This window comes from Streptomyces sp. WAC05374, assembly GCF_004353505.1.
GTDB lineage: Bacteria > Actinomycetota > Actinomycetes > Streptomycetales > Streptomycetaceae > Streptomyces.
The window spans coordinates 129,528-151,619 of record NZ_SMNQ01000016.1 but is presented as its reverse complement, the minus strand read 5'-3'; the positions used below and the strand labels follow the sequence as shown (position 1 = coordinate 151,619).

Annotated in this window: 14 protein-coding genes and 1 pseudogene; 6 read left to right on the top strand and 9 right to left on the bottom strand. The window is 72.7% G+C overall.

Going from position 1 to position 22,092, the window contains the following annotated elements; all coding sequences use genetic code 11:
* Positions 1–1,818 (bottom strand): sensor histidine kinase (locus E2B92_RS25780; protein WP_235023977.1); only part of this gene is annotated, 1,818 nt, incomplete at its 3' end.
* Positions 1,819–1,943: 125 nt separating this feature from the next.
* On the opposite strand from E2B92_RS25780, the gene E2B92_RS25775 reads away from it, so the two are divergent.
* Together E2B92_RS25775 and E2B92_RS25770 are read left to right on the top strand one after the other, a co-directional pair.
* Positions 1,944–3,290 carry a cation:dicarboxylate symporter family transporter gene (locus E2B92_RS25775; protein ID WP_126888214.1) on the top strand — a complete coding sequence of 449 codons (1,347 nt, stop codon included), beginning with the start codon at positions 1,944–1,946 and terminating at the stop codon, positions 3,288–3,290.
* 131 nt (positions 3,291–3,421) lie between these two features.
* Positions 3,422–4,609, top strand: a complete 1,188-nt coding sequence (locus E2B92_RS25770) for a YncE family protein (RefSeq protein WP_126888213.1) — start codon at positions 3,422–3,424, stop codon at positions 4,607–4,609.
* Here E2B92_RS25770 and E2B92_RS25765 read toward each other — a convergent pair.
* Positions 4,599–5,210 (bottom strand): TetR/AcrR family transcriptional regulator, encoded by a 612-nt coding sequence (locus E2B92_RS25765; protein ID WP_235023976.1) that lies wholly within the window; start codon positions 5,208–5,210, stop codon positions 4,599–4,601. The two genes, E2B92_RS25770 and E2B92_RS25765, sit on opposite strands and share 11 nt — an antisense overlap.
* Before the next feature lie 102 nt (positions 5,211–5,312).
* On the opposite strand from E2B92_RS25765, the gene E2B92_RS25760 reads away from it, so the two are divergent.
* On the top strand, positions 5,313–6,935 hold the full coding sequence (locus E2B92_RS25760; protein WP_126888212.1) for an MFS transporter: 1,623 nt from the start codon (positions 5,313–5,315) through the stop codon (positions 6,933–6,935).
* A gap of 46 nt (positions 6,936–6,981) precedes the next feature.
* Here E2B92_RS25760 and E2B92_RS25755 read toward each other — a convergent pair whose 3' ends face one another.
* Together E2B92_RS25755 and E2B92_RS25750 are read right to left on the bottom strand one after the other, a co-directional pair.
* Entirely contained in the window at positions 6,982–7,854 is an 873-nt protein-coding gene (locus E2B92_RS25755; RefSeq protein ID WP_126888211.1) for an aldo/keto reductase, read from the bottom strand.
* Complete coding sequence (locus tag E2B92_RS25750) at positions 7,851–8,726, bottom strand: NAD-dependent epimerase/dehydratase family protein (protein ID WP_126888210.1); 876 nt, start codon at positions 8,724–8,726, stop codon at positions 7,851–7,853. The genes E2B92_RS25755 and E2B92_RS25750 overlap by 4 nt, the downstream gene beginning before the upstream one ends.
* A 117-nt stretch (positions 8,727–8,843) precedes the next feature.
* Between E2B92_RS25750 and E2B92_RS25745 the strand changes: the two genes are divergently transcribed.
* Positions 8,844–9,284, top strand: a complete 441-nt coding sequence (locus tag E2B92_RS25745) for an Lrp/AsnC family transcriptional regulator (protein WP_126888209.1) — start codon at positions 8,844–8,846, stop codon at positions 9,282–9,284.
* Positions 9,285–9,479: 195 nt separating this feature from the next.
* Positions 9,480–11,702, top strand: coding sequence for a HelD family protein (locus tag E2B92_RS25740; protein WP_126888208.1), 2,223 nt, complete (start codon positions 9,480–9,482; stop codon positions 11,700–11,702).
* 46 nt (positions 11,703–11,748) lie between these two features.
* On the opposite strand, the gene glgB is transcribed toward E2B92_RS25740, so the two are convergent.
* The 5 genes and pseudogenes from glgB to E2B92_RS25715 all read right to left on the bottom strand — a co-directional run bounded on the left by glgB (position 11,749) and on the right by E2B92_RS25715 (position 20,886).
* Positions 11,749–14,073, bottom strand: a complete 2,325-nt coding sequence (glgB, locus tag E2B92_RS25735; RefSeq protein ID WP_133087703.1) for a 1,4-alpha-glucan branching enzyme — start codon at positions 14,071–14,073, stop codon at positions 11,749–11,751.
* Positions 14,074–14,084: 11 nt separating this feature from the next.
* Positions 14,085–15,467 carry a maltokinase N-terminal cap-like domain-containing protein gene (locus E2B92_RS25730; RefSeq protein WP_126883522.1) on the bottom strand — a complete coding sequence of 461 codons (1,383 nt, stop codon included), beginning with the start codon at positions 15,465–15,467 and terminating at the stop codon, positions 14,085–14,087.
* 529 nt (positions 15,468–15,996) lie between these two features.
* Positions 15,997–17,688, bottom strand: a pseudogene (gene treS, locus E2B92_RS25725) (maltose alpha-D-glucosyltransferase); the annotation flags it as partial.
* Complete coding sequence (locus E2B92_RS25720; protein WP_200836949.1) at positions 17,685–19,670, bottom strand: alpha-1,4-glucan--maltose-1-phosphate maltosyltransferase; 1,986 nt, start codon at positions 19,668–19,670, stop codon at positions 17,685–17,687. The pseudogene treS and the gene E2B92_RS25720, both read right to left, overlap by 4 nt.
* Positions 19,671–19,932: 262 nt before the next feature.
* Positions 19,933–20,886, bottom strand: coding sequence for an SDR family oxidoreductase (locus E2B92_RS25715; RefSeq protein ID WP_235023975.1), 954 nt, complete (start codon positions 20,884–20,886; stop codon positions 19,933–19,935).
* 129 nt (positions 20,887–21,015) lie between these two features.
* Between E2B92_RS25715 and E2B92_RS25710 the strand changes: the two genes are divergently transcribed.
* Entirely contained in the window at positions 21,016–21,987 is a 972-nt protein-coding gene (locus E2B92_RS25710) for an AraC family transcriptional regulator (protein ID WP_126883524.1), read from the top strand.
* The last annotated feature ends 105 nt before the right edge of the window (positions 21,988–22,092 follow it).

Genomic DNA, 22,092 nt, shown 5'->3' with positions numbered 1-22,092 from the left:
GCCCGTACCCGCAGCGCCCACGCCCCCCGCCGGTCCCGGCACCGCGTCCGTACCCGCCGCGCCCACGCACCCCGCCGCCCCCGGCACCCCGCCGGCACCCGACCCGCCCGGCACCGCGCCCGTACCCGCCGCGCCGCCCGGCACCGCGCCCGTACCCGCCGCGCCCACGCCCCCCGCCGCCCCCGGCACCCCGCCGGCACCCGACCCGCCCGGCACCGGCCCACCGCCCGGCACCCTCAGGGGCAGCCGGACCGAGAAGGCGGCGCCGCCGTCGGGGGCCCGGCCGAGGTGCACGGTGCCACGGCCCCGGTGGGCGGCCTGGCGCACCAGCGCGAGCCCCAGCCCGCGCCCCGGGCCGCGCGTCGACCAGCCGCGTTCGAAGACCGCGCCGTGGTCCTCCGGCACCACGCCCGGACCGGAGTCGGCCACCCGCAACAGCAGCTCGCCGGCGGCCTCGTCCGCCCGCGCCGTCACCGTGACGCGCGACAGGGGCGTGCCCTGGGCGGCCTCCAGGGCGTTGTCGATCAAGTTGCCCAGGACGGTCACCAGGTCGCGCGCCGGGAGCGCGGGCGGCAGGACACCGTCGTCGATGCGGCTGTCCTCCGTGAGCACCAGCTCCACGCCCCGCTCGTTCGCCTGGGCCGCCTTGCCCAGCAGCAGCGCCGCCAGCACGGGCTCGGCGACCGCGTCGACGACCCGGTCCGTGAGCGTCTGCGCCAGCTCCAGCTCCGCCGTCGCGAACCGCACCGCCTCCGCCACGCGCCCCAGCTCGATCAGCGAGACCACCGTGTGCAGCCGGTTCGCCGCCTCGTGCGCCTGCGAGCGCAGCGCCTGGGTGAATCCGCGCTCCGAGTCCAGCTCGCCCGAGAGCGCCTGGAGCTCGGTGTGGTCCCGCAGCGTCACCACCGTTCCGCGCCGCTCCCCGCCGACCACCGGCCGGGTGGAGACGACCAGCACGCGGTCGGCCGTCAGGTGCAGCTCGTCGACCCGGGGCTCGGCGGCGAGCAGCGCACCGGTGAGCGAGGTGGGCAGCCCCAGCTCGGCCACCGGTGTGCCCACCACGTCCGGGCCGAGGCCCAGCAGCTCGCGCGCCCCGTCGTTGACGAGGGCGATCCGCCGCTGCCCGTCCAGCATCACCAGGCCCTCGCGCACCGCGTGCAGCGCGGCCTCGTGGTAGTCGTGCATCCGGCTCAGCTCGGCGGCGTTCATGCCGTGGGTGTGCCGCCGCAGCCGGGCGTTGATCACGTACGTACCGGCGCCGCCGAGCGCCAGTGCCGCGCCCGCCATGCCGAGCAGCGCGGTGACCTGCTTGCTGAGCTGCTCGCTGATCCGGTCCACGGTGATGCCCGCGCTGACCAGGGCGACCACCTCGCCCCGGTCGAGCACGGGCGTCACCGTGCGCACCGACCGGCCGAGCGTGCCCCGGTACGTCTCCGAGTACGTCCGGCCGCGCCGCGCCTCCTCGATGTGCCCCAGGTACTTCTTGCCGATCCGGTCCGGCTCCGGGTGCGTCCAGCGCGTGCCGTCCGGGGCCATGATCGTCACGAAGGTGACGCCGTGATCGCCGACCAGGGAGGCGGCGTAGGGCTGGAGGGCGGCGGTCGGATCGGGGGAGCGGGCCGCCTCGACGACCGCGGGGGAGCGGGCGACCGCCGTCGCGGTGGCCGTCACCTGCCGGCGCGCGGTCTCCTCGGCCTGGCCGCGGTCGTTGACGTACGCGAAGATCGCGCACCCGGCCACGACGGCGGCCACCAGGACGACCTGCATCGCGAAGAGCTGGCCCGCGAGGCTGCGGGGGCGGGGGTGCGCAAGACGCATGAGGTAAGTCTGCCTGTCCGACAAATGTGTGAACGAAAGGTACGCAACGGTGACCGCCGTCACAAGGTGAGAGATGGTCTCCGGGATCCACCGGGACGTGGACCCATTCACCGTAGGAGGACCCCGTGGCCGCACGACGGGACCGTACCCACTATCTCTACCTGGCCGTCATCGCGGCGGTCGTGCTCGGCATCGCCGTGGGCTTCGCCGCCCCGGGCGTGGCCGTCGAGCTGAAGCCGCTGGGTACCGGCTTCGTGGACCTGATCAAGATGATGATCTCGCCGATCATCTTCTGCACGATCGTGCTGGGCGTCGGCTCGGTCCGCAAGGCCGCCAAGGTCGGCGCGGTCGGCGGACTGGCGCTGGTCTACTTCATGGTCATGTCGACCGTCGCCCTCGCCATCGGGCTGGTGGTCGGCAACCTGCTGGACCCCGGCTCGAGCCTGCACCTGACCGACGCGGCCCGTGAGGCCGGCCAGGAGAAGGCGTCGGGCGCGAGCGAGAGCACGGTCGACTTCCTCCTGGGCATCATCCCGAAGACGCTGGTCTCCGCCTTCACCGAGGGCGAGGTCCTCCAGACGCTGCTGGTGGCCCTGCTCGCGGGCTTCGCGCTCCAGGCCATGGGCCGCTCCGGCGAGCCGGTGCTGCGCGGCATCGGGCACATCCAGCGCCTGGTCTTCCGCATTCTCGCCATGATCATGTGGGCCGCGCCGGTGGGTGCCTTCGGCGCCATCGCGGCCGTGGTCGGCGAGACCGGTGTGGACGCGCTGAAGTCCCTCGCCGTCATCATGATCGGCTTCTACATCACGTGCGCGCTCTTCGTCTTCGTCGTGCTGGGCGCGCTGCTGCGGCTGGTGGCGGGGGTCGGCATCTTCCCGCTGCTGAAGTACCTGGGCCGGGAGTTCCTGCTGATCCTGTCCACCTCCTCCTCCGAGTCCGCGCTGCCGCGCCTGATCGCGAAGATGGAGCACCTGGGCGTGAGCAAGCCCGTCGTCGGCATCACCGTCCCGACCGGCTACTCCTTCAACCTGGACGGCACCGCCATCTACCTGACGATGGCCTCGCTCTTCGTCGCCGAGGCGATGGGCAACCCGCTGTCGGTCGGCGAGCAGGTCTCGCTCCTGGTCTTCATGATCATTGCCTCGAAGGGTGCGGCGGGCGTCACGGGCGCCGGTCTGGCCACGCTGGCCGGCGGCCTGCAGTCGCACCGCCCCGAACTGGTCGACGGCGTCGGGCTGATCGTCGGCATCGACCGCTTCATGAGCGAGGCCCGCGCGCTGACCAACTTCGCGGGCAACGCGGTCGCGACCGTCCTGGTCGGCACCTGGACCAAGGAGATCGACAAGGCGCGGGTGGCCGACGTCCTCGCCGGGCGCGTGCCGTTCGACGAGAAGACCCTCATCGACGACCACGCGCCGGCGGCCGACGATACGGACGGCCTTCCCGAGCGGCAGGAGCCGGTCAAGGTCTGAGGTACGCACCGACCGGTGAACCGCGCGGGAGGCGAACTCCCGCGCGGTTCCCGCCTTCCCGGCCGTACCGCCGGTAACGGGAACGTGTCATCGTAGGGACCACTTCTGGCATGTGCATGAAGGGACTCCCCATGTCGCGTCTTCCCGCACTGCTCGCGCTCACCCTCACCCTGGCCCTGGGCTCGGTCACCGCATCCGCCGCCGAGGAGCCCCGGTCCGCGCTGCGCGATGTCGTCGTCGTCGGCAACAGCGCCGACGGCACGGTCAGCTTCATCGATTCCCGTACGTACGAGAACCTCGGCTCCCTGGACGTCGTCCCCGACCTCGACGCGATCCTCGCCGGGATGGACCCGATCCGCCGCGCCGCCTACGAGGTCGTCAGACAGCAGGCGGGCGGCGACAAGTTCGTCGACGACGCGCACCTCTCCGCCGACGGCCGCACCCTGTACGTCTCGCGCGGCAACCTCGGCGACGCCGCCGCGTACGACATCGCCTCCGGCCGCCAGCTCTGGCGCACCCACCTGGACGGCCTCAAGGCCGACCACGCCGCCCTCTCCCCGGACGGCCGCACCTTCGTCGTCTCCGCCATCACGGCCGCCAAGGCGCAGGCGCTGGACACGGCGACCGGCCGCGTCACCGGGGAGTTCCCGACCGGCACGTACCCGCACGAGAACATGTACTCGGCCGACGGCAGCCGCCTCTACAACATGTCCATCGGCGTCACCTCCCTGCCCAAGGCCCTCAACGCCCTCAAGGGCGCCAAGCGGGTCACCGTCGCCGACGCCGCGACGCTGAAGGTGCTGCGGACGTACACCTTCGACAAGGGCGTCCGTCCGGCGGTGATCACGCCGGACGGGCGGACGATGTACGCCCAGCTCTCCTACCTCAACGGCTTCATCGAGTACGACCTGGAGGCCGGGCGCACCGTACGGACGGTCGAGATGCCGTTCAGCGCGGCGGGCGCGGCCCTGAAGGCCGACGACTACCCGCAGAACTCCGCCCACCACGGCATGGCCATGAATGGCGCCAACGACAAGCTGTGCGTGGCCGGCACCATCGACGACTACACGGCCGTCGTCTCCCGCCCGGGCCTGACCACCGACGGGTTCGTCCACTACGAGCCCGGCGCCCTGCCCTATTGGTCCCTGACCGCGCCCGGCGGCACCCACTGCTTCGTCACCCTCTCCAACCGGGACGAGGTCTCGGTGGTCGACTACCGCACGGCCAGGGAGGTCGCCCGCGTGCAGGTCGGCGACTTCCCGCAGCGCGAGCGGGCGGGCAGGGTCGCCGAGGACGCCCTGCCGGGGCTCAGCCGGTAGGCCCGGGCAGGGACTCCACCAGTTCCTCGGCCCGTCCGGCCGGCATCCCGGCCGAGATCAGCATCGTCACCGCGGCGGACCGCCCGGCCCGGTCCGCCGCCAAGGCGCCCGCGTTCACCGCCTCCATCAGCCCGAACAGCACGTGCTCGTGGACGTGCGCCAGGGCGGCCGCGGGCAGCGGCGAGGTGAACACGCCCTCGTCCAGCCCCTGTTGGAGCACCGCCGCGCACGCCTCGCGCACCGGCGTGAGCCGGGCCCGGATGCCCTCCATGGTGACGCTGCGCTGGGCGAGGGCGACCAGCAGGCGGTAGCGGTCGGCGATCTGCCACACCGCCAGCGTGGCCCGGGCCAGCGCCTCGGCCGGGTCGTCCACGCCCTCGCGGCCGCTGGCGTGCGCGTGGGCCACCGAGTCGACCGCGCTGTCCACGAGCGCGGCGATCAGCGCCTCCCGGCTGGGGAAGTGCCCGTACACGGTCCGCCGCACGACACCCGCCGCGCGGGCGATCTGGTCCATGGAGGCGTCGGGGTCCCGCAGCAGCTCGGCCAGGGCCACCTGCTCGATGCGGCGCCGGTTCGCGTCCGCTCGTCCTGATGAGGTCACCCGCTCATTTTGCACATGGCTGTGCAGTGGCGTAACTTGCACAGCGGTGTGTAATTGCACATCGCTGTGCAAGAACGGGCAGAGGAAAGGACGGATCGAGCCATGCGTCTCGTGATCAAGGAGCCGGTCGAGCGGACGGAACGGCCCTACCCACGGCGCTGGTGGGCCCTGCTCGTGCTCTGCCTGAGCCTGCTGATCATCGTGATGGCGAACACCGCCCTCACCGTCGCCGCCCCCGACATGACCCGCGACCTCGGGCTGACCAGCTCCGACCTCCAGTGGGTCATCGACGGCTACACCGTCCCGTACGCCGCGCTGATGCTGCTGCTCGGCGCGATCGGCGACAAGTACAGCCGGCGCGGCGCCCTCGTCCTCGGCCTCGTCGTCTTCGGCGCCGGCTCGGTGGCCGGCTCGCTCGTCGACTCCTCGGCCGGCGTGATCGCCGCACGTGCGGTGATGGGCGTCGGCGCGGCCATGATCATGCCCGCCACGCTCTCCCTGCTCGCCGCGACCTTCCCGCGCGCCGAGCGCGCCAAGGCCATCGTGCTGTGGACCGCCACCGCCGGCATCGCCATCGCCGCCGGCCCCCTGGTCGCGGGCGCCCTGCTGGAGAGCCACGGCTGGGCGGCGACCTTCCTGATCAACGTCCCGGTCGCCGCGCTCGCGGTCGTCGGCGCCCTCGCCCTCGTACCCCCGTCGAAGGCCGCCCGGCACGGCCGCATCGACTACGTCGGCGGACTGCTCTCCGTCGTGTGGACCGGCGCGCTGGTCTACATGATCATTCAGGGCCCGCACTTCGGCTGGGACGCCAAGGCCGTCGGGGCGGCGGTCGTCGCGGGCGCCGGGCTGGTCGCCTTCGTCGCCTGGGAGCTGCGCCACCCGCGCCCGGTCCTGGACGTCCGCCGCTTCCTGGACCGCGGCTTCGCCGGCTCCAACCTGGCCGTCGCCCTCTTCTTCCTCGCCGTCTTCGGAGCCTTCTACTACCTGACCCAGCACCTCCAGTTCGTGCTCGGGTACGACCCGCTCGACACGGGCGTGCGCATGCTGCCGCTGGCCGGCGCGGTCTTCGCCGGATCGGCCCTGACCGGGTTCCTCACGCCGCGCCTCGGCATGAAGGTCACGGTCACGGCGGGCATGGCCTTCGGCACGGTCGCGCTCGCGCTCCTCACCCGGGTCGACGCCGGTTCGGGGTACGGGGACCTCGTCGCCCCGCTCGTCATCCTGGGCGTGGCCATCGGCCTCGCGCTCTCCCCGTGCACCGACGCGATCATGGGCGCCTTCCCCGAGGCGGAGCTGGGCGTCGGCGGCGCCGTCAACGACACCTCGCTGGAGCTCGGCGGCTCGCTCGGCATCGCCCTGCTCGGCTCGGTGCTGGCCTCCTCGTACTCCTCGCACCTCGCCGACGCCACCGAGGGCGGCGGCCTGCCCGCCGAGGCCCTCGCCACCGCCCAGGACTCCGTCGGCGCCGGGTACGCCGTCGCCCACGGCATCGCCGACCAGGCGGCCCGGGCCACCACCCCGCAGCAGGGCGCCGAACTCGCCGAGGGCGCCCGCCGGATGGCCGACGCGGTCGGCTCGGCGTTCTCCGACGCGGTCGCCCACACCAGCCTCGTCGGCGCGGCGATCCTGGCCGTCGGCACGGTGCTGGTGGGCGTGCTGCTGCCGGGGCGGCGGAAGACCCGCACGGACACACCGGCCGAGTCCCGCGAACCCGAGCTCGTCTGAGCCCCCGCACGGCTGGGCCCGTGACGTGCCGCCGGGGGGCCGCACGTCACGGGCCGAGCAGCGCCAGCTCCCGCTCGTCCAGCACCAGTTCCGCCGCCCCGGCCGAGTCCCGGGCCGTCTCCGGGCGGCTCGCCCCCGGGATGGGGACGACCACCGGCGACCGGGCCAGCGCCCAGGCCAGGGCCACCCGCTGCGGGCTGACCCCCCGCTCCCGCGCCACCCGGTGGAACGCCCCGAACCGGGGGTCGGCCTCCCGCGCCGACGGCCCGTCCAGCGCACTGCGCGAGATCCCGCCGAGCGGGCTCCAGGGCAGGAACGCCAGCCCCAGCTCGGTGCAGAGCGCCAGCTCCGGCTCGCCGTCCCGGACGGCGGGGGAGTACCGGTTCTGGACGCTGACCAGCTTGTCGCCCAGGACGGCGCGGGCCAGGCGGATCTGCGCCACGTCCACGTTCGAGACGCCCGCCGTCCGGATGGTGCCCGCGTCCAGCAGGTCCCGCAGCGCGCCCAGCGACTCGGCGTACGGCACGGCCGGGTCCGGCTTGTGCAACTGGTACAGCCCGATGGCCTCCACGCCCAGCCTCCTCGCCGACGCCTCGGCGGCGCGCCGCAGGTGGCCCGGGTCGCCGTTGACGGTCCAGCCGCCGTCCGGGGTGCGGCCGCGGCCGCCCTTGGTGGCGACCAGCACCCGGTCACGGTGGCCGTACGCCGCGAGGGCGCGGGCGACGAGCAGTTCGCCGTCGCCCGGGGCGCCGCCGCCGGGCACGTGGTACGAGTCGGCGGTGTCGATGAGCGTGACGCCCGCGTCGAGCGCGGCGTGGACGGTCGCCACGGCACGCGCCTCGTCGGGCCGGCCCTCGATCGACAGGGGCATGGCGCCGAGTCCGACCGGGCCGACCGCGATGTCCCCGACGTACCTCATGCCCGCCCCCCGAGCGTCTCGCCGACGGCCCGTTCCAGCCAGTCGGAGGTGTGCCGGAAGGAGTGGCCGAGCGCCGTGGCCCGGGCGTTGTCCATGGCGTACCCGCGCCGGAAGGAGAACGGGGACACCTCACCCGACTCCACCTCCCGGAACACGGCGCGGCGGCCGAGCCGCGCCTCGAGGGGCGCGCAGATCTCCGCCGTCGTCAGCGGGCCGTGCGACGCGGCGTTGACCGGACCGGTGAAGTCCGCCCCGGCCGCCCACGCCAGGAAGTCGGCGATCTCCTCCACGTACACATAGGTCGCGGGGTGGTTCACGGTGGGTACGGCGATGGGCCGCCCCTCCCGTATCCGGTCCGCATAGTGCGTGAGGCGGCCGGTGAAGTCGTCGGCGCCGCCCAGGACGTGGGCGACGCGCACGGCCGTGAACGACAGGGCAGGGTCCTGGGCGAAGACCGCCTCGGCCTGCCGCTTGCCCTCCCCGTAGGGGAGAACGGCGTCCAGGTCCACGGCCACGGTGCGCGCATCGACGGCCTCCTCCCGGACGGGAGCCGCCGAGTCCTCGGAGTCGTACACCTCCACCGTGGAGGTCATGACGTAGCGCCGGGTGCGCGGGCCGAGGACGCGGCGGGCGATGTCCGCCTGGCGCGGGGTGTAGCAGACCTGGTCGACGACCACGTCGAACGTCCGGGAGCCCAGGGCCGCCCGCAGGGCCTGTTCGTCGTCCCGGTCGGCGACGACGTGCGAGGCCCCGGCGGGCGGCGCGGAGGAACCGCGATTGACGACGGTCACCCGGTGGCCCGACGTCAGCAGGCGCTCGATGAGGCGCTTTCCGAAATACCGGCTCCCGCCGATCACGCATATTCGCAGCATGCGCTCAAGTGTTACGTTGACGGGCCGCAGCATGAAGGGGGAACCGTGGGAGAAACAGCCGCCGCACCGAAAGAACAACGGTATGCGCGTCCCGCCGCCAACGAAACACCGGCGCCCGTGTTCGACCCGGTCGACCGGCAGATCCTGGAGCTCGTCCAGACCGACGGCCGCATCAGGCTGAGCGAGCTGGGCCGCCGCGTCCGGCTCAGCCCGGCGGCCGTCGCCGAGCGGGTCCGCCGCCTGGAGTCGTGCGGCGCCATCACGGGCTACGGCGCCCATGTGTCCCCCGCCCGGCTCGGCTACGGCATCCAGGCGTTCATCCGGGTCAACCCGCACGGCGGCTACACCTTCAAGCACCCAAGGACCCTGGAGCTGCTCGCCCGGCCGGAGGTCCTGGAGGCCCACCACGTGGTGGGGGAGGACTGCTGGATCCTCAAGGTGGCGGTGACGGACACGGTCCACCTGGAGGACGTCCTGGAGCAGACGTCGGCGCTCGGCCGCACGACGACGTCGGTGGTGCTCTCCTCCCCGGTCGCCCGCAAACCGCTCCTGCCCTGACGCGGACCGGAGGCGGTCCGGCGGGACGCCGGCCGCGCCCCGGGGCGCGCGGCGCACCACGAGGCGCATAAAGAACACCCCGGTCGGAATTGACGACCGGGGTGTTTCCTCGCGTATATTTGACGTTTCGCATGTGGATATGGCAGGCCGCATGCGGAAGTTGAATAAACGCACTTTATCGCGTCAGGAGTCGGATTGTCAACCGAGGAATATCGGAAAGAGCAGCAATTCATCCATGAGCTCTACGCGCGACTCGACCACCTCCGCGAGGAGGCCCGCACCGCCGTCCGGGCCGCCCTCGGGGACAACGGAACCGGGTTCCAGGCGCGGCTGGAGCGCGATGTGCTGGTCGCCGAGCAGTCCGGGCTGCTGGCCGCCTTCGACGCCGGGGAGAACGGACTGTGCTTCGGGCGGCTGGAATTCCGTGACGGCCGCGACCACCACATCGGGCGCATCGGCATCCGCGAGGACGACGAGGAACGCACCCCGCTCGTCGTCGACTGGCGCGCGGAGGTCGCCCGGCCGTTCTACCTCGCCACCGGCCACGAACCGATGGGACTGCGCCGGCGGCGCCACATCAGCACCAAGGGGCGCGAGGTCACGGCCCTGCACGACGAGATCCTCGACCTGAACGACACCACCCGCACCGGGCACGAGGGCCACGACGCCGACGAGGTCCTGCTCGCCGCGCTCGGCGCCGCCCGCACCGGCCGCATGAACGACATCGTCCGGACCATCCAGGCCGAGCAGGACCGCATCATCCGCGCCCCGCACCACGGCGTCCTCGTCGTCGAGGGCGGCCCCGGCACCGGCAAGACCGCCGTCGCCCTGCACCGCGCCGCGTACCTCCTCTACGCCCACCGCGAGCAGCTCGCCCGCCGCGCCGTCCTCATCGTCGGCCCCAACCCCGCCTTCCTCGGCTACATCGGAGAGGTCCTGCCCTCGCTCGGCGAGACCGGGGTGCTGCTGGCCACCCCCGGCGAGCTGTTCCCCGGCGTCCACGCCACCGGCACCGAGACCCCCGAGGCCGCCGAGATCAAGGGCCGCGCCACCATGGCGGACGTCCTCGCCCGGGTGCTGCGCGACCGGCAGACCGTGCCGCCCACCCACGCGCCCCTCGAGATCGACCACGACGGCTACGGCACGCTCCTGCTCGACCGCGACATGGCCGAGGACGCCCGCTGGGACGCCCGCTCCACCGGACTGCCGCACAACCTCGCCCGCCCCCGGTTCGCCTTCCGCGTCATCGACGCCCTCACCGACCAGCTCGCCGAGCGGCTCGGCGCGGACCCCTTCGGCGGCCCCAACCTCCTCGACCGCTCCGACATCACCCAGATGCGCAAGGAGATCGCCGCGAGCTCCCGCGTCCACGCCGCGATCGACGAGCTGTGGCCCGTGCTCACCCCGCAGGCGCTCGTCTCCGCCTTCCTCGCCGAGCCGGACGGCTACCTCCCCGACGGCGAGGCCGAGTTCGTCCGCCGCGAGGGCGGTCCGTGGACCGAGGCCGACGTCCCGCTCCTGGACGAGGCGGCCGAGCTGCTCGGGCACGACGACACCGCCGAGCGCGCCGCCGCCGAACGGGAGCGGCGCGAGCGGATCGCCTACGCGCAGGGCGTGCTGGACGTCGCCTACGCCTCGCGGACGTACGAGTTCGAGGACGTGGAGTCGGAGGTGCTCGGCGCCCACGACATCATCGACGCCGAACGGTTCGCCGAGCGGCAGGAGGAGGCGGACCACCGCAGCGCCGCCGAACGCGCCGCGGCCGACCGCACCTGGGCGTTCGGGCACGTCATCGTCGACGAGGCGCAGGAGCTGTCCGCGATGGCCTGGCGGCTGCTGATGCGCCGCATCCCCACCCGCTCGATGACACTGGTCGGCGACCCGGCCCAGACCGGCGACGCCGCGAGCTGCGGCTCCTGGCGGGAAATCCTCGGCCCGTACGTCGGCGACCGCTTCGACCACGTGCGCCTCGGCGTCAACTACCGCACGCCCGCGGAGATCATGGAGGTCGCGGCGGCCGTGCGCCGGGCCGAGGACCCGGACTTCCGGCCGCCCCGCTCGGTGCGCTCCACCGGCGTGCCGCCCTGGGAGCGCGTGACGGACGACCTGCCCGGGGAGGTCGCCGCCGCCGTACGCCGGGAACGCCCCGCCGAGGGCCGGCTCGCCGTCATCGCCCCGGCGCCGCACCACCCGGCGCTGACCGCCGCACTGCCGGACGCCGCGCACGGCCCGGACCCCGACCTCACCCGGCCGGTCGTCCTGCTGGAGCCGCGCCAGGCCAAGGGCCTGGAGTTCGACACCGTGATCGTCGCCGACCCGGACGCCATCCGGTCCGGCGGGCCGCACGGCGTCAACGACCTGTACGTGGCACTGACCCGCGCCACCCAGCGCCTCGGCGTCGTGCGCGTCACCGGCTGACGGGACGGACGGGCGGGGAGACCGGCCGGCCTCCCCGCCCACCGTTTCACGCCGGCTTCAGCCAGACCGTCGCCAGCGGCGGCAGCGTCAGCCGGACGTGCCCCGCCTCCGGCTTCACCGGGTCGGGGTTGCGCACGTCGCTGCCGCCGTACCCGGCCGCGTCGGTGTTGAGGACCTCCGCCCACGCCGCGGTCCCCTCCGGCACCCACAGCCGGTACTCGTGCCGCACCACCGGGGAGAAGTTGCTCACCGACAGCAGGGGCGACCCCTGGGCGTCGTACCGGAGGAAGGCGAACACGTTGTCCTCGGCCGCGTCACCGAGGGACCACTGGAAGCCCTCCGGGACGGTGTCGCGCTCCCACAGCGCCGGTGTCGCCGCGTACACCGCGTTCAGGTCCCGCACCAGGTCCCGCATGGACCGGTGGTCGCCCGCCGAGTGGTAGTCGTCCTCCGTCAGCCACCACTCCGGGCCGTGCGCCTCCGACCACTCCGCGCCCTGGGCGAACTCCTGCCCCATGAACAGCAGTTGCTTGCCCGGGTGCGCCCACATGAAGCCCAGGTACGCACGCTGGTTGGCGCGCCGCTGCCACCAGTCGCCGGGCATCTTGGTCACCAGCGCCTGCTTGCCGTGCACCACCTCGTCGTGCGAGATGGGCAGCACGTAGTTCTCGCTGTAGGCGTACACCATCGAGAACGTCATCTCGTTGTGGTGGTACTTGCGGTGCACGGGTTCCTTGGAGACGTACACCAGCGAGTCGTGCATCCAGCCCATGTTCCACTTCAGGCCGAAGCCGAGCCCGCCGCTGTCGGTGGGGCGGGTGACGCCCTCCCAGGCCGTGGACTCCTCGGCGATGGTCACCACACCCGGGCAGCGGCGGTAGACGGTGGCGTTCATCTCCTGGAGGAAGGCGACCGCGTCGAAGTTCTCCCGGCCGCCGTGCTCGTTCGGCGCCCAGTCGCCGCCCTCGCGCGAGTAGTCCAGGTACAGCATGGACGCGACCGCGTCGACCCGCAGCCCGTCGACGTGGAACTCCTCGCACCAGTACACGGCGTTGGCGACGAGGAAGTTGCGCACCTCCGTGCGGCCGTAGTCGAACTCGAGGGTGCCCCAGTCGGGGTGCTCGGCGCGCCGGGGGTCGGGGTGCTCGTACAGCGGTGTGCCGTCGAAGCGGGCGAGCGCCCAGTCGTCCTTGGGGAAGTGCGCGGGCACCCAGTCGACCAGCACACCGATCCCGGCGCGGTGGCAGGCGTCGACGAAGTACTTGAAGTCGTCGGGCGTGCCGAGGCGGGCCGTGGGCGCGTAGTACGAGGTGACCTGGTAGCCCCAGGACGGGCTGTAGGGGTGCTCGGCGACCGGCATCAGCTCGATGTGCGTGAACCCGAGGTCCTTGACGTACGCGGGCAGCTCCTCGGCCAGCTCCCGGTACGTGAGCCCGGGCCGCCACGAGGGCAGGTGCACCTCGTACACCGAGAAGGGCGCCTCGTGCACCGGCCGGTCACCCCGGTGCGCCATCCACCGCTCGTCCTGCCACTCGTAGTGCGAGGCCGTGACGACCGACGCCGTCTCCGGCGGGCACTGCGTGCGGCGGGCCATCGGGTCGGCGCGCAGCGAACAGTGACCGTCCGGCCCGGTGACCGCGAACTTGTAGAGCGCGCCCTCGCCCATGCCGGGCACGAACAGCTCCCACACGCCGCTGCGCCCCAGCGACCGCAGGGGCAGGCCGGTGCCCGCGTCCCAGTAGTTGAACTCGCCGACCAGCCGCACCCCCCGCGCGTTGGGTGCCCACACGGTGAAGCGGGTGCCGGTGACGCCCTGGTGGGTCATCGGGTGGGCGCCGAGCGCCTTCCACAGCTCCTCGTGCCGGCCCTCGCCGATCAGGTGCAGGTCCAGCTCCCCGAGCGCGGGCAGGAAGCGGTACGGGTCCTCCACCTCGGTGACCGAGGAGTCGTACGTCACCCGGAAGGTGTACGCCGGTACCTCGGTGAGCGGCAGCACGGTCGAGAACAGCCCGTCCCCGTCGTCGTGCAGTTCGGTGCGCGCCCCGTCCACGAGCACGGCCACGCTCCTCGCGCACGGCCGCAGGGCCCGGACGGCGATGCCGCCCTCGACCGGGTGGGCGCCCAGCAGGCCGTGCGGGTCGTGGTGCTCACCCGCGAGCAGCCGGCCGCGGTCGGCCGGGTCGAGCGGGGCGGCGGGCACGGCACCGGCGTCGCCCGTGCGGGGCGCCGGCGGGGCGCCGGGCGGCGGCGCGGGGAGGGCGGTGGCGTCCCCCACGGGGGTCTTCCTGGTGGCCGGGGCCTTCTTGGCGGCCGGTTCGGCGGCGGGGCTTCGGGTGGGACGACGGGGGGTCACGGGGGAGGGCCTCCTCATGGGCGTTCACATCACGGAGTGGTGGTCTGCGCGGCCAGGCGGCGGATGGCCGCCATCGGGACCGGGAGCCAGTCGGGGCGGTGCCGGGCCTCGTACACGACCTCGTACACGGCCTTGTCCGTCTCGTAGGCGCGCAGCAGCGCGGGCTCGGCGCGCGGGTCGGTGCCCGATGCCTCGGCGTACCCGGTGCAGTACGCCTCCCGGCACCGCTCCGCCCAGTCCGGGTTCCAGGGGCGGTAGGAGCGGGCCGCGTAGTCGAACGAGCGCAGCATGCCGGCCACGTCACGCACCGGGGGCTGGGGGCGGCGGCGCTCGGCGAGCGGCTTCGCGGGCTCACCCTCGAAGTCGATCACCGACCAGTCGCCGTCACGGGTGCGGAGCGTCTGGCCCAGGTGCAGGTCGCCGTGGACCCGCTGGGCCCGCCACAGCCGGCTGCCCGAGCGCAGCTCGGCGACCGCCTCGAACGCGGCGCGCAGCCCGGGGACGTACGGCATCAGCGCGGGCACCGCCTGCGCGGCGGCGTCCAGGCGGCGGCTCATCCCGTGGACCAGGTTCTCGGTCTGCGGGCGTCCCAGGGCGACCGTCGGCAGGGCGTCGGCGAGCGCGGTGTGGACCTCGGCGGTGGCCCGGCCCAGCGCGCGGGCCTCGGTGGTGAAGCCCCGCCCGGCGCCGAGCGCGTCCAGCGCGAGCTGCCAGCCGTCCTGGGAGCCGCGCAGATAGGGCTGGAGCACGCCCAGGGTGCTGGCCTCCGGGCGGCCGTTGCCGGTCTCGTACCAGGCGACGGGCGCGGGCACCCGGGTGCAGCCGGCGCGGGCGAGCGCGAGCGGCAGCTCCAGGTCCGGGTTGGCGCCCGGGTAGACCCGGCGGAAGACCTTCAGGATGTACGCATCGCCGTACACCAGTGACGAGTTGGACTGCTCGGCGTCCAGGACGCGCGGGGTGAGCCCCTCGGGGATGGCGACGGTCCTGGAGAACCGCAGCGGACCCATCGGGCCGGGAGTGCGCAACCGTTCCAGCAGGAGCGTGGCGAGCCGTGGGTCGCTCAGCCCCTCGTAGATCGTGCGCCCGGCCAGCGGGCCGTCCGGGACGTGGCCGATCAGGGCGTGCGCGAGCTGGGGCGGCAGGCCGGCCCGCACGCCCAGCAGCACCTGGTAGCAGTCGCCCTGGGCGGCGGTGTTGAGTCCGGGCTGCTGCACCCGCACGAGCAGGTGCAGCAGCCCCGGCCCGGTGGTGTCGAGCGGGAGCAGTTCGGTCGCCGAGACGAGGGTGAAGCCCGTGACGGGGCGCCCCTTGCCGGCGAACCAGCGCTGCCGGGGCAGCCATTCGTGGAGCAGCGGTACCAGGGAGGGGAGCAGGGCGACCGGGGCCCGGGCGGTGGATGCGGTCTCCGACATGGCAGCGCGTCCTTTCCCCGGGCACTACGAGATGCACAGAACGTGCAGAGTGTCCCGGAATGCGGCGAGTGCTGTCCGGCTGTGCGGGACGTGTCGGGCGGGGATGGTCGAGATAGACCCGAATCGACGTATGAGGGGGAGAGTGCCCAGGGCGGGGCGACGGAAACGCCCCGCCCTGATGTCCTCACCCCTTCCCGGTCACACGCGCCCCTCGGTCACCGGGGCCGCCCGGCTCGCGGGCCGCCGTGGGCCGCGAGCCGGGTGCTGACGCCCCGTCGGCCGCGCGGGACGCCCGGGACGGTGCCGCCGGTGCGCCGGCCCCGCCCGCCGCGCCCCGGGACGCCCCGGAGCCGGCCGTCGCCGGCGCGGCTACGGTCACCGCGCCGGGCGCGGCCACCGCGTCGGCCGCCCTGGACGCGGCGGGGGCCGCCGTGCCGGGGTTGGCCGCCCGGGACGCGGCGGGGGGCGCCGTGCCGGACGTGGCGACCGTCGCCTCCGTGACCGTCTTGCCCTTGGCCGGTTTGACGGTGTCCCTGCGCAGCCGGAACCAGTAGAAGCCGTGACCCGCGAGGGTGAGCAGGTACGGCCATTCGCCGATGGCGGGGAAGCGGACCCCGCCGATCAGCTCGACCGGGTGCATCCCGTTGAAGCGCCGCAGGTCCAGTTCCGTGGGCTGCGGGAAACGGGAGAAGTTGTGCACGCACATCACCAGGTCGTCCCCGTACTCCCGCAGGAAGGCGAGGACCGCCGGGTTGGACGACGGGAGCTCCGTGTAGGAGCCGAGACCGAAGGCGGGGTTCTGCTTGCGGATCTCGATCATCCGCCGCGTCCAGTGCAGCAGTGACGACGGGGACGCCATCGACGCCTCGACGTTGGTGACCTGGTAGCCGTAGACCGGGTCCATGATGGTCGGCAGGTACAGTCGGCCCGGGTCGCAGGAGGAGAAGCCCGCGTTGCGGTCGGGCGTCCACTGCATGGGGGTGCGCACGCCGTCGCGGTCACCGAGCCAGATGTTGTCGCCCATCCCGATCTCGTCGCCGTAGTAGAGGATCGGCGAGCCGGGCAGGGACAGCAGCAGCGCGGTGAACAGCTCGATCTGGTTGCGGTCGTTGTCGAGCAGCGGGGCCAGGCGCCGCCGGATGCCGATGTTGGCGCGCATCCGGGGGTCCTTGGCGTACTCCGCGTACATGTAGTCGCGCTCTTCGTCCGTGACCATCTCGAGCGTCAGCTCGTCGTGGTTGCGCAGGAAGATGCCCCACTGGCAGTTCGCCGGGATCGCCGGCGTCTTGGCCAGGACTTCGGAGACGGGGTAGCGGGACTCCCGGCGCACCGCCATGAAGATGCGCGGCATGACCGGGAAGTGGAACGCCATGTGGCACTCGTCGCCGCCGGCCGCGTAGTCGCCGAAGTAGTCGACGACGTCCTCGGGCCACTGGTTGGCCTCGGCGAGCAGCACGGTGTCGGGGTAGGCGGCGTCGATCTCCTTGCGGACCCGCTTGAGGAAGGCGTGGGTGGCGGGGAGGTTCTCGCAGTTGGTGCCCTCCTCCTGGTAGAGGTACGGCACGGCATCCAGGCGGAAGCCGTCGATGCCCAGGTCGAGCCAGAAGCGCAGCGCGGACAGGATCTCCTGCTGCACGGCCGGGTTCTCGTAGTTGAGGTCGGGCTGGTGGGAGAAGAACCGGTGCCAGTAGTACTGCTTGCGCACCGGGTCGAAGGTCCAGTTGGACGTCTCGGTGTCGATGAAGATGATCCGGGCGTCCTGGAACTGCTTGTCGTCGTCGGCCCAGACGTAGTAGTCGCCGTAGGGGCCGTCGGGGTCGCTGCGGGATTCCTGGAACCACGGGTGCTGGTCGCTGGTGTGGTTCATCACGAAGTCGATGATCACTCGCATGCCGCGCTGGTGGGCGGCATCGACGAACTCGACGAAGTCGGCCAGGTCGCCGAATTCGGGCAGTACGGAGGTGTAGTCCGACACGTCGTAACCGCCGTCCCGCAAGGGGGACTTGAAGAACGGCGGGAGCCAGAGGCAGTCGACCCCGAGCCACTGGAGGTAGTCCAGCTTGGCGGTGATTCCCTTGAGGTCGCCGACGCCGTCGCCGTTGCTGTCCTGGAACGAGCGGACCAGAACCTCGTAGAAGACGGCTCGTTTGAACCAGTCGGGGTCACGGTCCTTTGCCGGCGTGTCCTCGAAGGTGTCGTGGACGGGCTCGTTGACGATCATGATGTGGGTGACCCTCCGATCGGCGGGGACGGTCGCAGGACGAGGATGTGCGCGGGCGTGACACCCGGCTCGAGGCGCACATAGTTGGTCCTGCCCCAGTGATAGGTCTCGCCGGTGAGCTCATCGCGCACCGGCACGGTCTCGTGCCAGTCGAGGCCGAGCTCCGGCATGTCCAACGACACCGTCGCCTCGTGGGTGTGGCGTGGGTCGAGGTTGACGACCGTCAGAACAATGTTCGAGCCCGCCCGCTTGCTGTAGGCGATGACGGCGTCGTCGTCGGCGTGGTGGAAGTGCACCGAGCGCAACTGCCGCAGTGCGGCGTTGCGGCGCCTGATCCGGTTGAGGGCCGTGATCAGCGGGGCGATGGTGCGGCCCTCGCGCTCGGCCGACTCCCAGTCCCTCGGGCGCAGTTGGTACTTCTCGGAGTCCAGGTACTCCTCGCTGCCCTCCCGCACGGGAGTGTTCTCGCACAGCTCGTACCCGGCGTACATGCCCCACGTGGGGGACATCGTCGCGGCGAGCACCGCGCGCACCTCGAAGGCGGGGCGTCCGCCGTGCTGGAGGTAGGCGTGCAGGATGTCCGGGGTGTTCACGAAGAAGTTCGGCCGCATGTAGGCGGCGGCGTCGCCGGACAGCTCGGTGAGGTACTCGGTCAGCTCGTGCTTGCTGTTGCGCCAGGTGAAGTACGTGTACGACTGCTGGAAGCCGATCGCCCCGAGGGTGTGCATCATCGCGGGCCGGGTGAACGCCTCCGCCAGGAAGATCACGTCCGGGTCGGACTTGTTGATGGTGCCGATGACCTTCTCCCAGAAGACGACCGGCTTGGTGTGCGGGTTGTCGACGCGGAAGATGCGCACGCCGTGGGACATCCAGAACCGCAGCACCCGCACCGTCTCGCGGACGATGCCCCGCATGTCCCGGTCGAAGGCGATCGGATAGATGTCCTGGTACTTCTTCGGCGGGTTCTCCGCGTACGCGATGGTCCCGTCCGCCCGGTGGTGGAACCAGGCGGGGCGCTTGGCGACCCACGGGTGGTCCGGCGAGCACTGGAGCGCGAAGTCAAGGGCGACCTCCAGGCGCAGTTCGCGCGCCCGTTCGACGAAGGCGTCGAAGTCCTCGATGGTGCCGAGGTCCGGGTGGACGGCGTCGTGGCCGCCCTCGGCGGAGCCGATCGCCCACGGGACGCCGACGTCGTCCGGGCCGGCCGTGAGGGTGTTGTTGGGGCCCTTGCGGTGGGTCGTGCCGATGGGGTGGATGGGCGGCAGATACAGGACATCGAAACCCATGGCGGCGATGGCCGGAAGTCGTTCCATGGCCGTCCGGAAGGTCCCGGAGACCACGCGGCCGTTCTCCACCCGGGCCCCCTCGGAGCGCGGGAACATCTCGTACCACGAGCCGAACAGGGCCCGCTCCCGCTCCACCAGCAGCGGCAACGGCTTCGAGGAAGTGACCAGTTCGCGCAGCGGGTGCGCGGCCAGCGCCTGGACCGCCTCGGTGTCCAGCGCGGCGGCGAGCCGGTCGGCGGGGGAGCGCCGCTCGTCGCGCAGGGCGTCGACCACGGCGAGCACGGCCTCGCGGCCCTCGCCCTTGGGCACGCCGTCGGCGGCCCGCTCGTGCAGGGCGGCGCCCTCGGCCAGCACCAGGTCGGTGTCGATGCCGGCCGGGATCTTGATGCCGGCGGTGTGCCGCCAGGTCGAGACAGGATCGCTCCAGGCCTCGACCGTGTACGTCCAGCGCCCTTCGGCCGTTGGGGTGACCTCGGCGCCCCAGCGGTCGGTGCCGGGCGCCAGCTCCCGCATCGGGGTGAACGGGCCCGGGTGTCCGGCCGGGTCCGTGAGCACGACGTTCGCGGCCACGGCGTCATGGCCTTCACGGAACACCGTGGCCGTAATCTGGAAGGTTTCGCCGACCACTGCCTTGGCGGGCCTTCTGCCGCAGTCGACCAGCGGGCGTACATCGAGAACGGGAATGCGACCAATCAGCGAGTTCACGGCATCACCTGAGGGTTGCGTACGGGGTATCGCTCTTTGTACTTGCTCCGTTGACGAGTGGCAGAGCGCAGGCATCACCGCTCCTGTCCGGGTTCACTCGGGTGGGCGGGTACCGGAGGAGCCCTACCCACACCCTTCGGGTGGGCAATCCGGCGCGTTGTTAACTACTCAGGCGTAGCCGGACACGTCGAGAACCGGCCCCGTTCGAGTGGAAAATGGGGACCGGTTCTCGCTCGGGTGTGTCAGGTGGCGTTCAGGTGAGCGTCTGGGCGTCCTGCTCCTCCGGGTCGCTCGCCCAGATCTGCCACGGCTGCCGCGAAACCCACTCGTCAACCGGGCGCGGCCGCAGCGTCAACGCACCGGCCGACACGCCGTCGTCCCCGGCCAGCAGCAGCGGCTCGGCCCCCCTCGCCATGTAGTGGTAGACCCCCGCCACCCCGGCCGCCGCGGCCGGACCGACCGCCTGCGCGAGGCCCTGCTCGAAGAGGTGCGGCGCCAGCGCCCGGTAGCGCACCGCGCGCCCCAGTCCCCGGCCGAACGCCTCCGCCAGCTCATCACCCGTCAGCGCCCGCTCGCCGCCGATGTCGTACGCCCGGCCCTCCGCGCCCTCCGCGGTGAGCGCCGCGCACACCGCCTCGGCCAGGTCCCGGTGCGAGAGCCACGCCGTCGGCACGTCGGCGGGCAGCGGGTAGGCGAGGATGCCCTCGTTCACCAGGGCCGGGCCGTTCCAGGGGCTGAACAGGTTGTCCAGGTAGACCGGCGGGCGCAGCACCACCAGCGGCACCCCGCTCTCCCGCAGCACCTCCTCGGCGATCCGGCGCGTCTCGAACGCGGCCACCTCGGTGGCCGCGCGCGGCACACGGGTGTTGGCGTTGTAGACCAGCCGCCGCACCCCGGCCGCCACCGCCGCCGCGGCGATGTTGCGGGCGTAGGCGCGCACCCGGCCGGCCTCGTACACCAGCGGCAACACCACCGCCGCGTGCGTCGCACCCGCGAAGAGCTGCCGCACCGACTCGGCGTCACCGAGGTCCCCGGTGGCGCACGAGACGCCGGGCAGCGGCGGCCGGTCGCCCTCGGGACGCCGGGAGAGCGTACGCACCCGATGGCCCCGCGAGCTGAGCAGGCGGGCCACCGCACCGCCCTGGAAACCGGTCGCGCCGACGACCGCGACCCGCATCTGATTCCGCTGCGACATCTGCTCCGACATCCGCTCCGACATATGCCTGATTGGCCCTTCGATAGGGTGTGACCGCTGCCATGACGGCTCCTCTCAGGCTGGCGGCGACGGCTTTGGCCGATCAATTAACAATTCGGGGCGGGGGTTGAAGGATCGTCCATGGACACCGTGCGCACCGAAACCCGGAACACCGACCGGAACGACGACCTTCTGAGTGAGCTGTTGCAACCGTTGCGGCTCACGGGCGTCTTCGACAGCCGCTGGCACGTGAGCGCCCCCTGGGCGATCGAGGGGGACGCCGAGCAGGGCTGCGCCGTCCTGCACTACATCGTCGAGGGCGGCTGCTGGATCACCGCCGAGGGACAGGCGCCCCAGGAACTGCGCGCCGGCGACCTCGCGGTCTTCCCCACCGGGACCGCGCACCGGCTGTCCGACCGGCCCGACCGGCAGGGCGTACCGCTCAAGGCCGTGCTGCCCGAGCGGGAGCCCGGCACGTCCGGCGAGATCCGCATCGGCGGCACCGGACCGGAGAGCCGGCTGCTGTGCGCCGGGCTGCACTACGACGCCAGCGCCGCCACAGGTCTGTACAAGGCGCTGCCCTGGGCCCTGGTCCTGGACCGCCCCCAGGTCGACCGCGAGCCCCTGCTGCGCGACACCCTGCGGCTGCTCGCCGCCCCCGACCGGCCCATCGGCCCGGGGGACCGGCTGATCACCCTGCGGGCGTTCGAGATGGCGCTGGTGCTCGCCCTGCGCCCGCTGCTGCGGGAGTTCGCCGAGAACCCCACCTCCCTGCCCGTGCTGCGCCACCCGGGCGTCAGCCGCGCCCTGGTGATGATCGCGACCAGGTTCGCCGAGCCGTGGACCATCGAGTCGCTCGCCCGGGAGGTCGGGATGTCCCGCTCGGCGTTCACGGCCGCGTTCCGCGCGCTGGTCGGGGAGGCCCCCGCGCGGCACCTGACGGGGCGGCGCATGCAGGAGGCGGCGCGGCTGCTCGGCGAGACGTCACTGCCCCAGTCGGCCGTGCCGCAACGGGTGGGCTACCAGAGCGCGGTCGGTTTCCACCTTGCGTTCCGCAAATGGTTCGGGGTCACCCCGGGTGAGTACCGGGCGGGTGCGGCGAAGGCCGCCTAATGGTTTCCGGAAGGCGACTGGCCGGTTCTTAAGGACCATTGGACGGACGTTCATTGCCGAAGGTGTGGACCAACGGACAGGCTCGCTTGCGGCAATGGCATCCGC

Coding starts and splice junctions, on each gene's coding strand:
- E2B92_RS25770 (WP_126888213.1), top strand. CDS start 3,422: ATGTCGCGTCTTCCCGCACTGCTCGCGCTCACCCTCACCCTGGCCCTG.
- E2B92_RS25760 (WP_126888212.1), top strand. CDS start 5,313: ATGCGTCTCGTGATCAAGGAGCCGGTCGAGCGGACGGAACGGCCCTAC.
- E2B92_RS25755 (WP_126888211.1), bottom strand. CDS start 7,854: ATGAGGTACGTCGGGGACATCGCGGTCGGCCCGGTCGGACTCGGCGCC.
- E2B92_RS25750 (WP_126888210.1), bottom strand. CDS start 8,726: ATGCTGCGAATATGCGTGATCGGCGGGAGCCGGTATTTCGGAAAGCGC.
- glgB (WP_133087703.1), bottom strand. CDS start 14,073: ATGAGGAGGCCCTCCCCCGTGACCCCCCGTCGTCCCACCCGAAGCCCC.
- E2B92_RS25730 (WP_126883522.1), bottom strand. CDS start 15,467: ATGTCGGAGACCGCATCCACCGCCCGGGCCCCGGTCGCCCTGCTCCCC.
- E2B92_RS25715 (WP_235023975.1), bottom strand. CDS start 20,886: ATGTCGGAGCAGATGTCGCAGCGGAATCAGATGCGGGTCGCGGTCGTC.
- E2B92_RS25710 (WP_126883524.1), top strand. CDS start 21,016: ATGGACACCGTGCGCACCGAAACCCGGAACACCGACCGGAACGACGAC.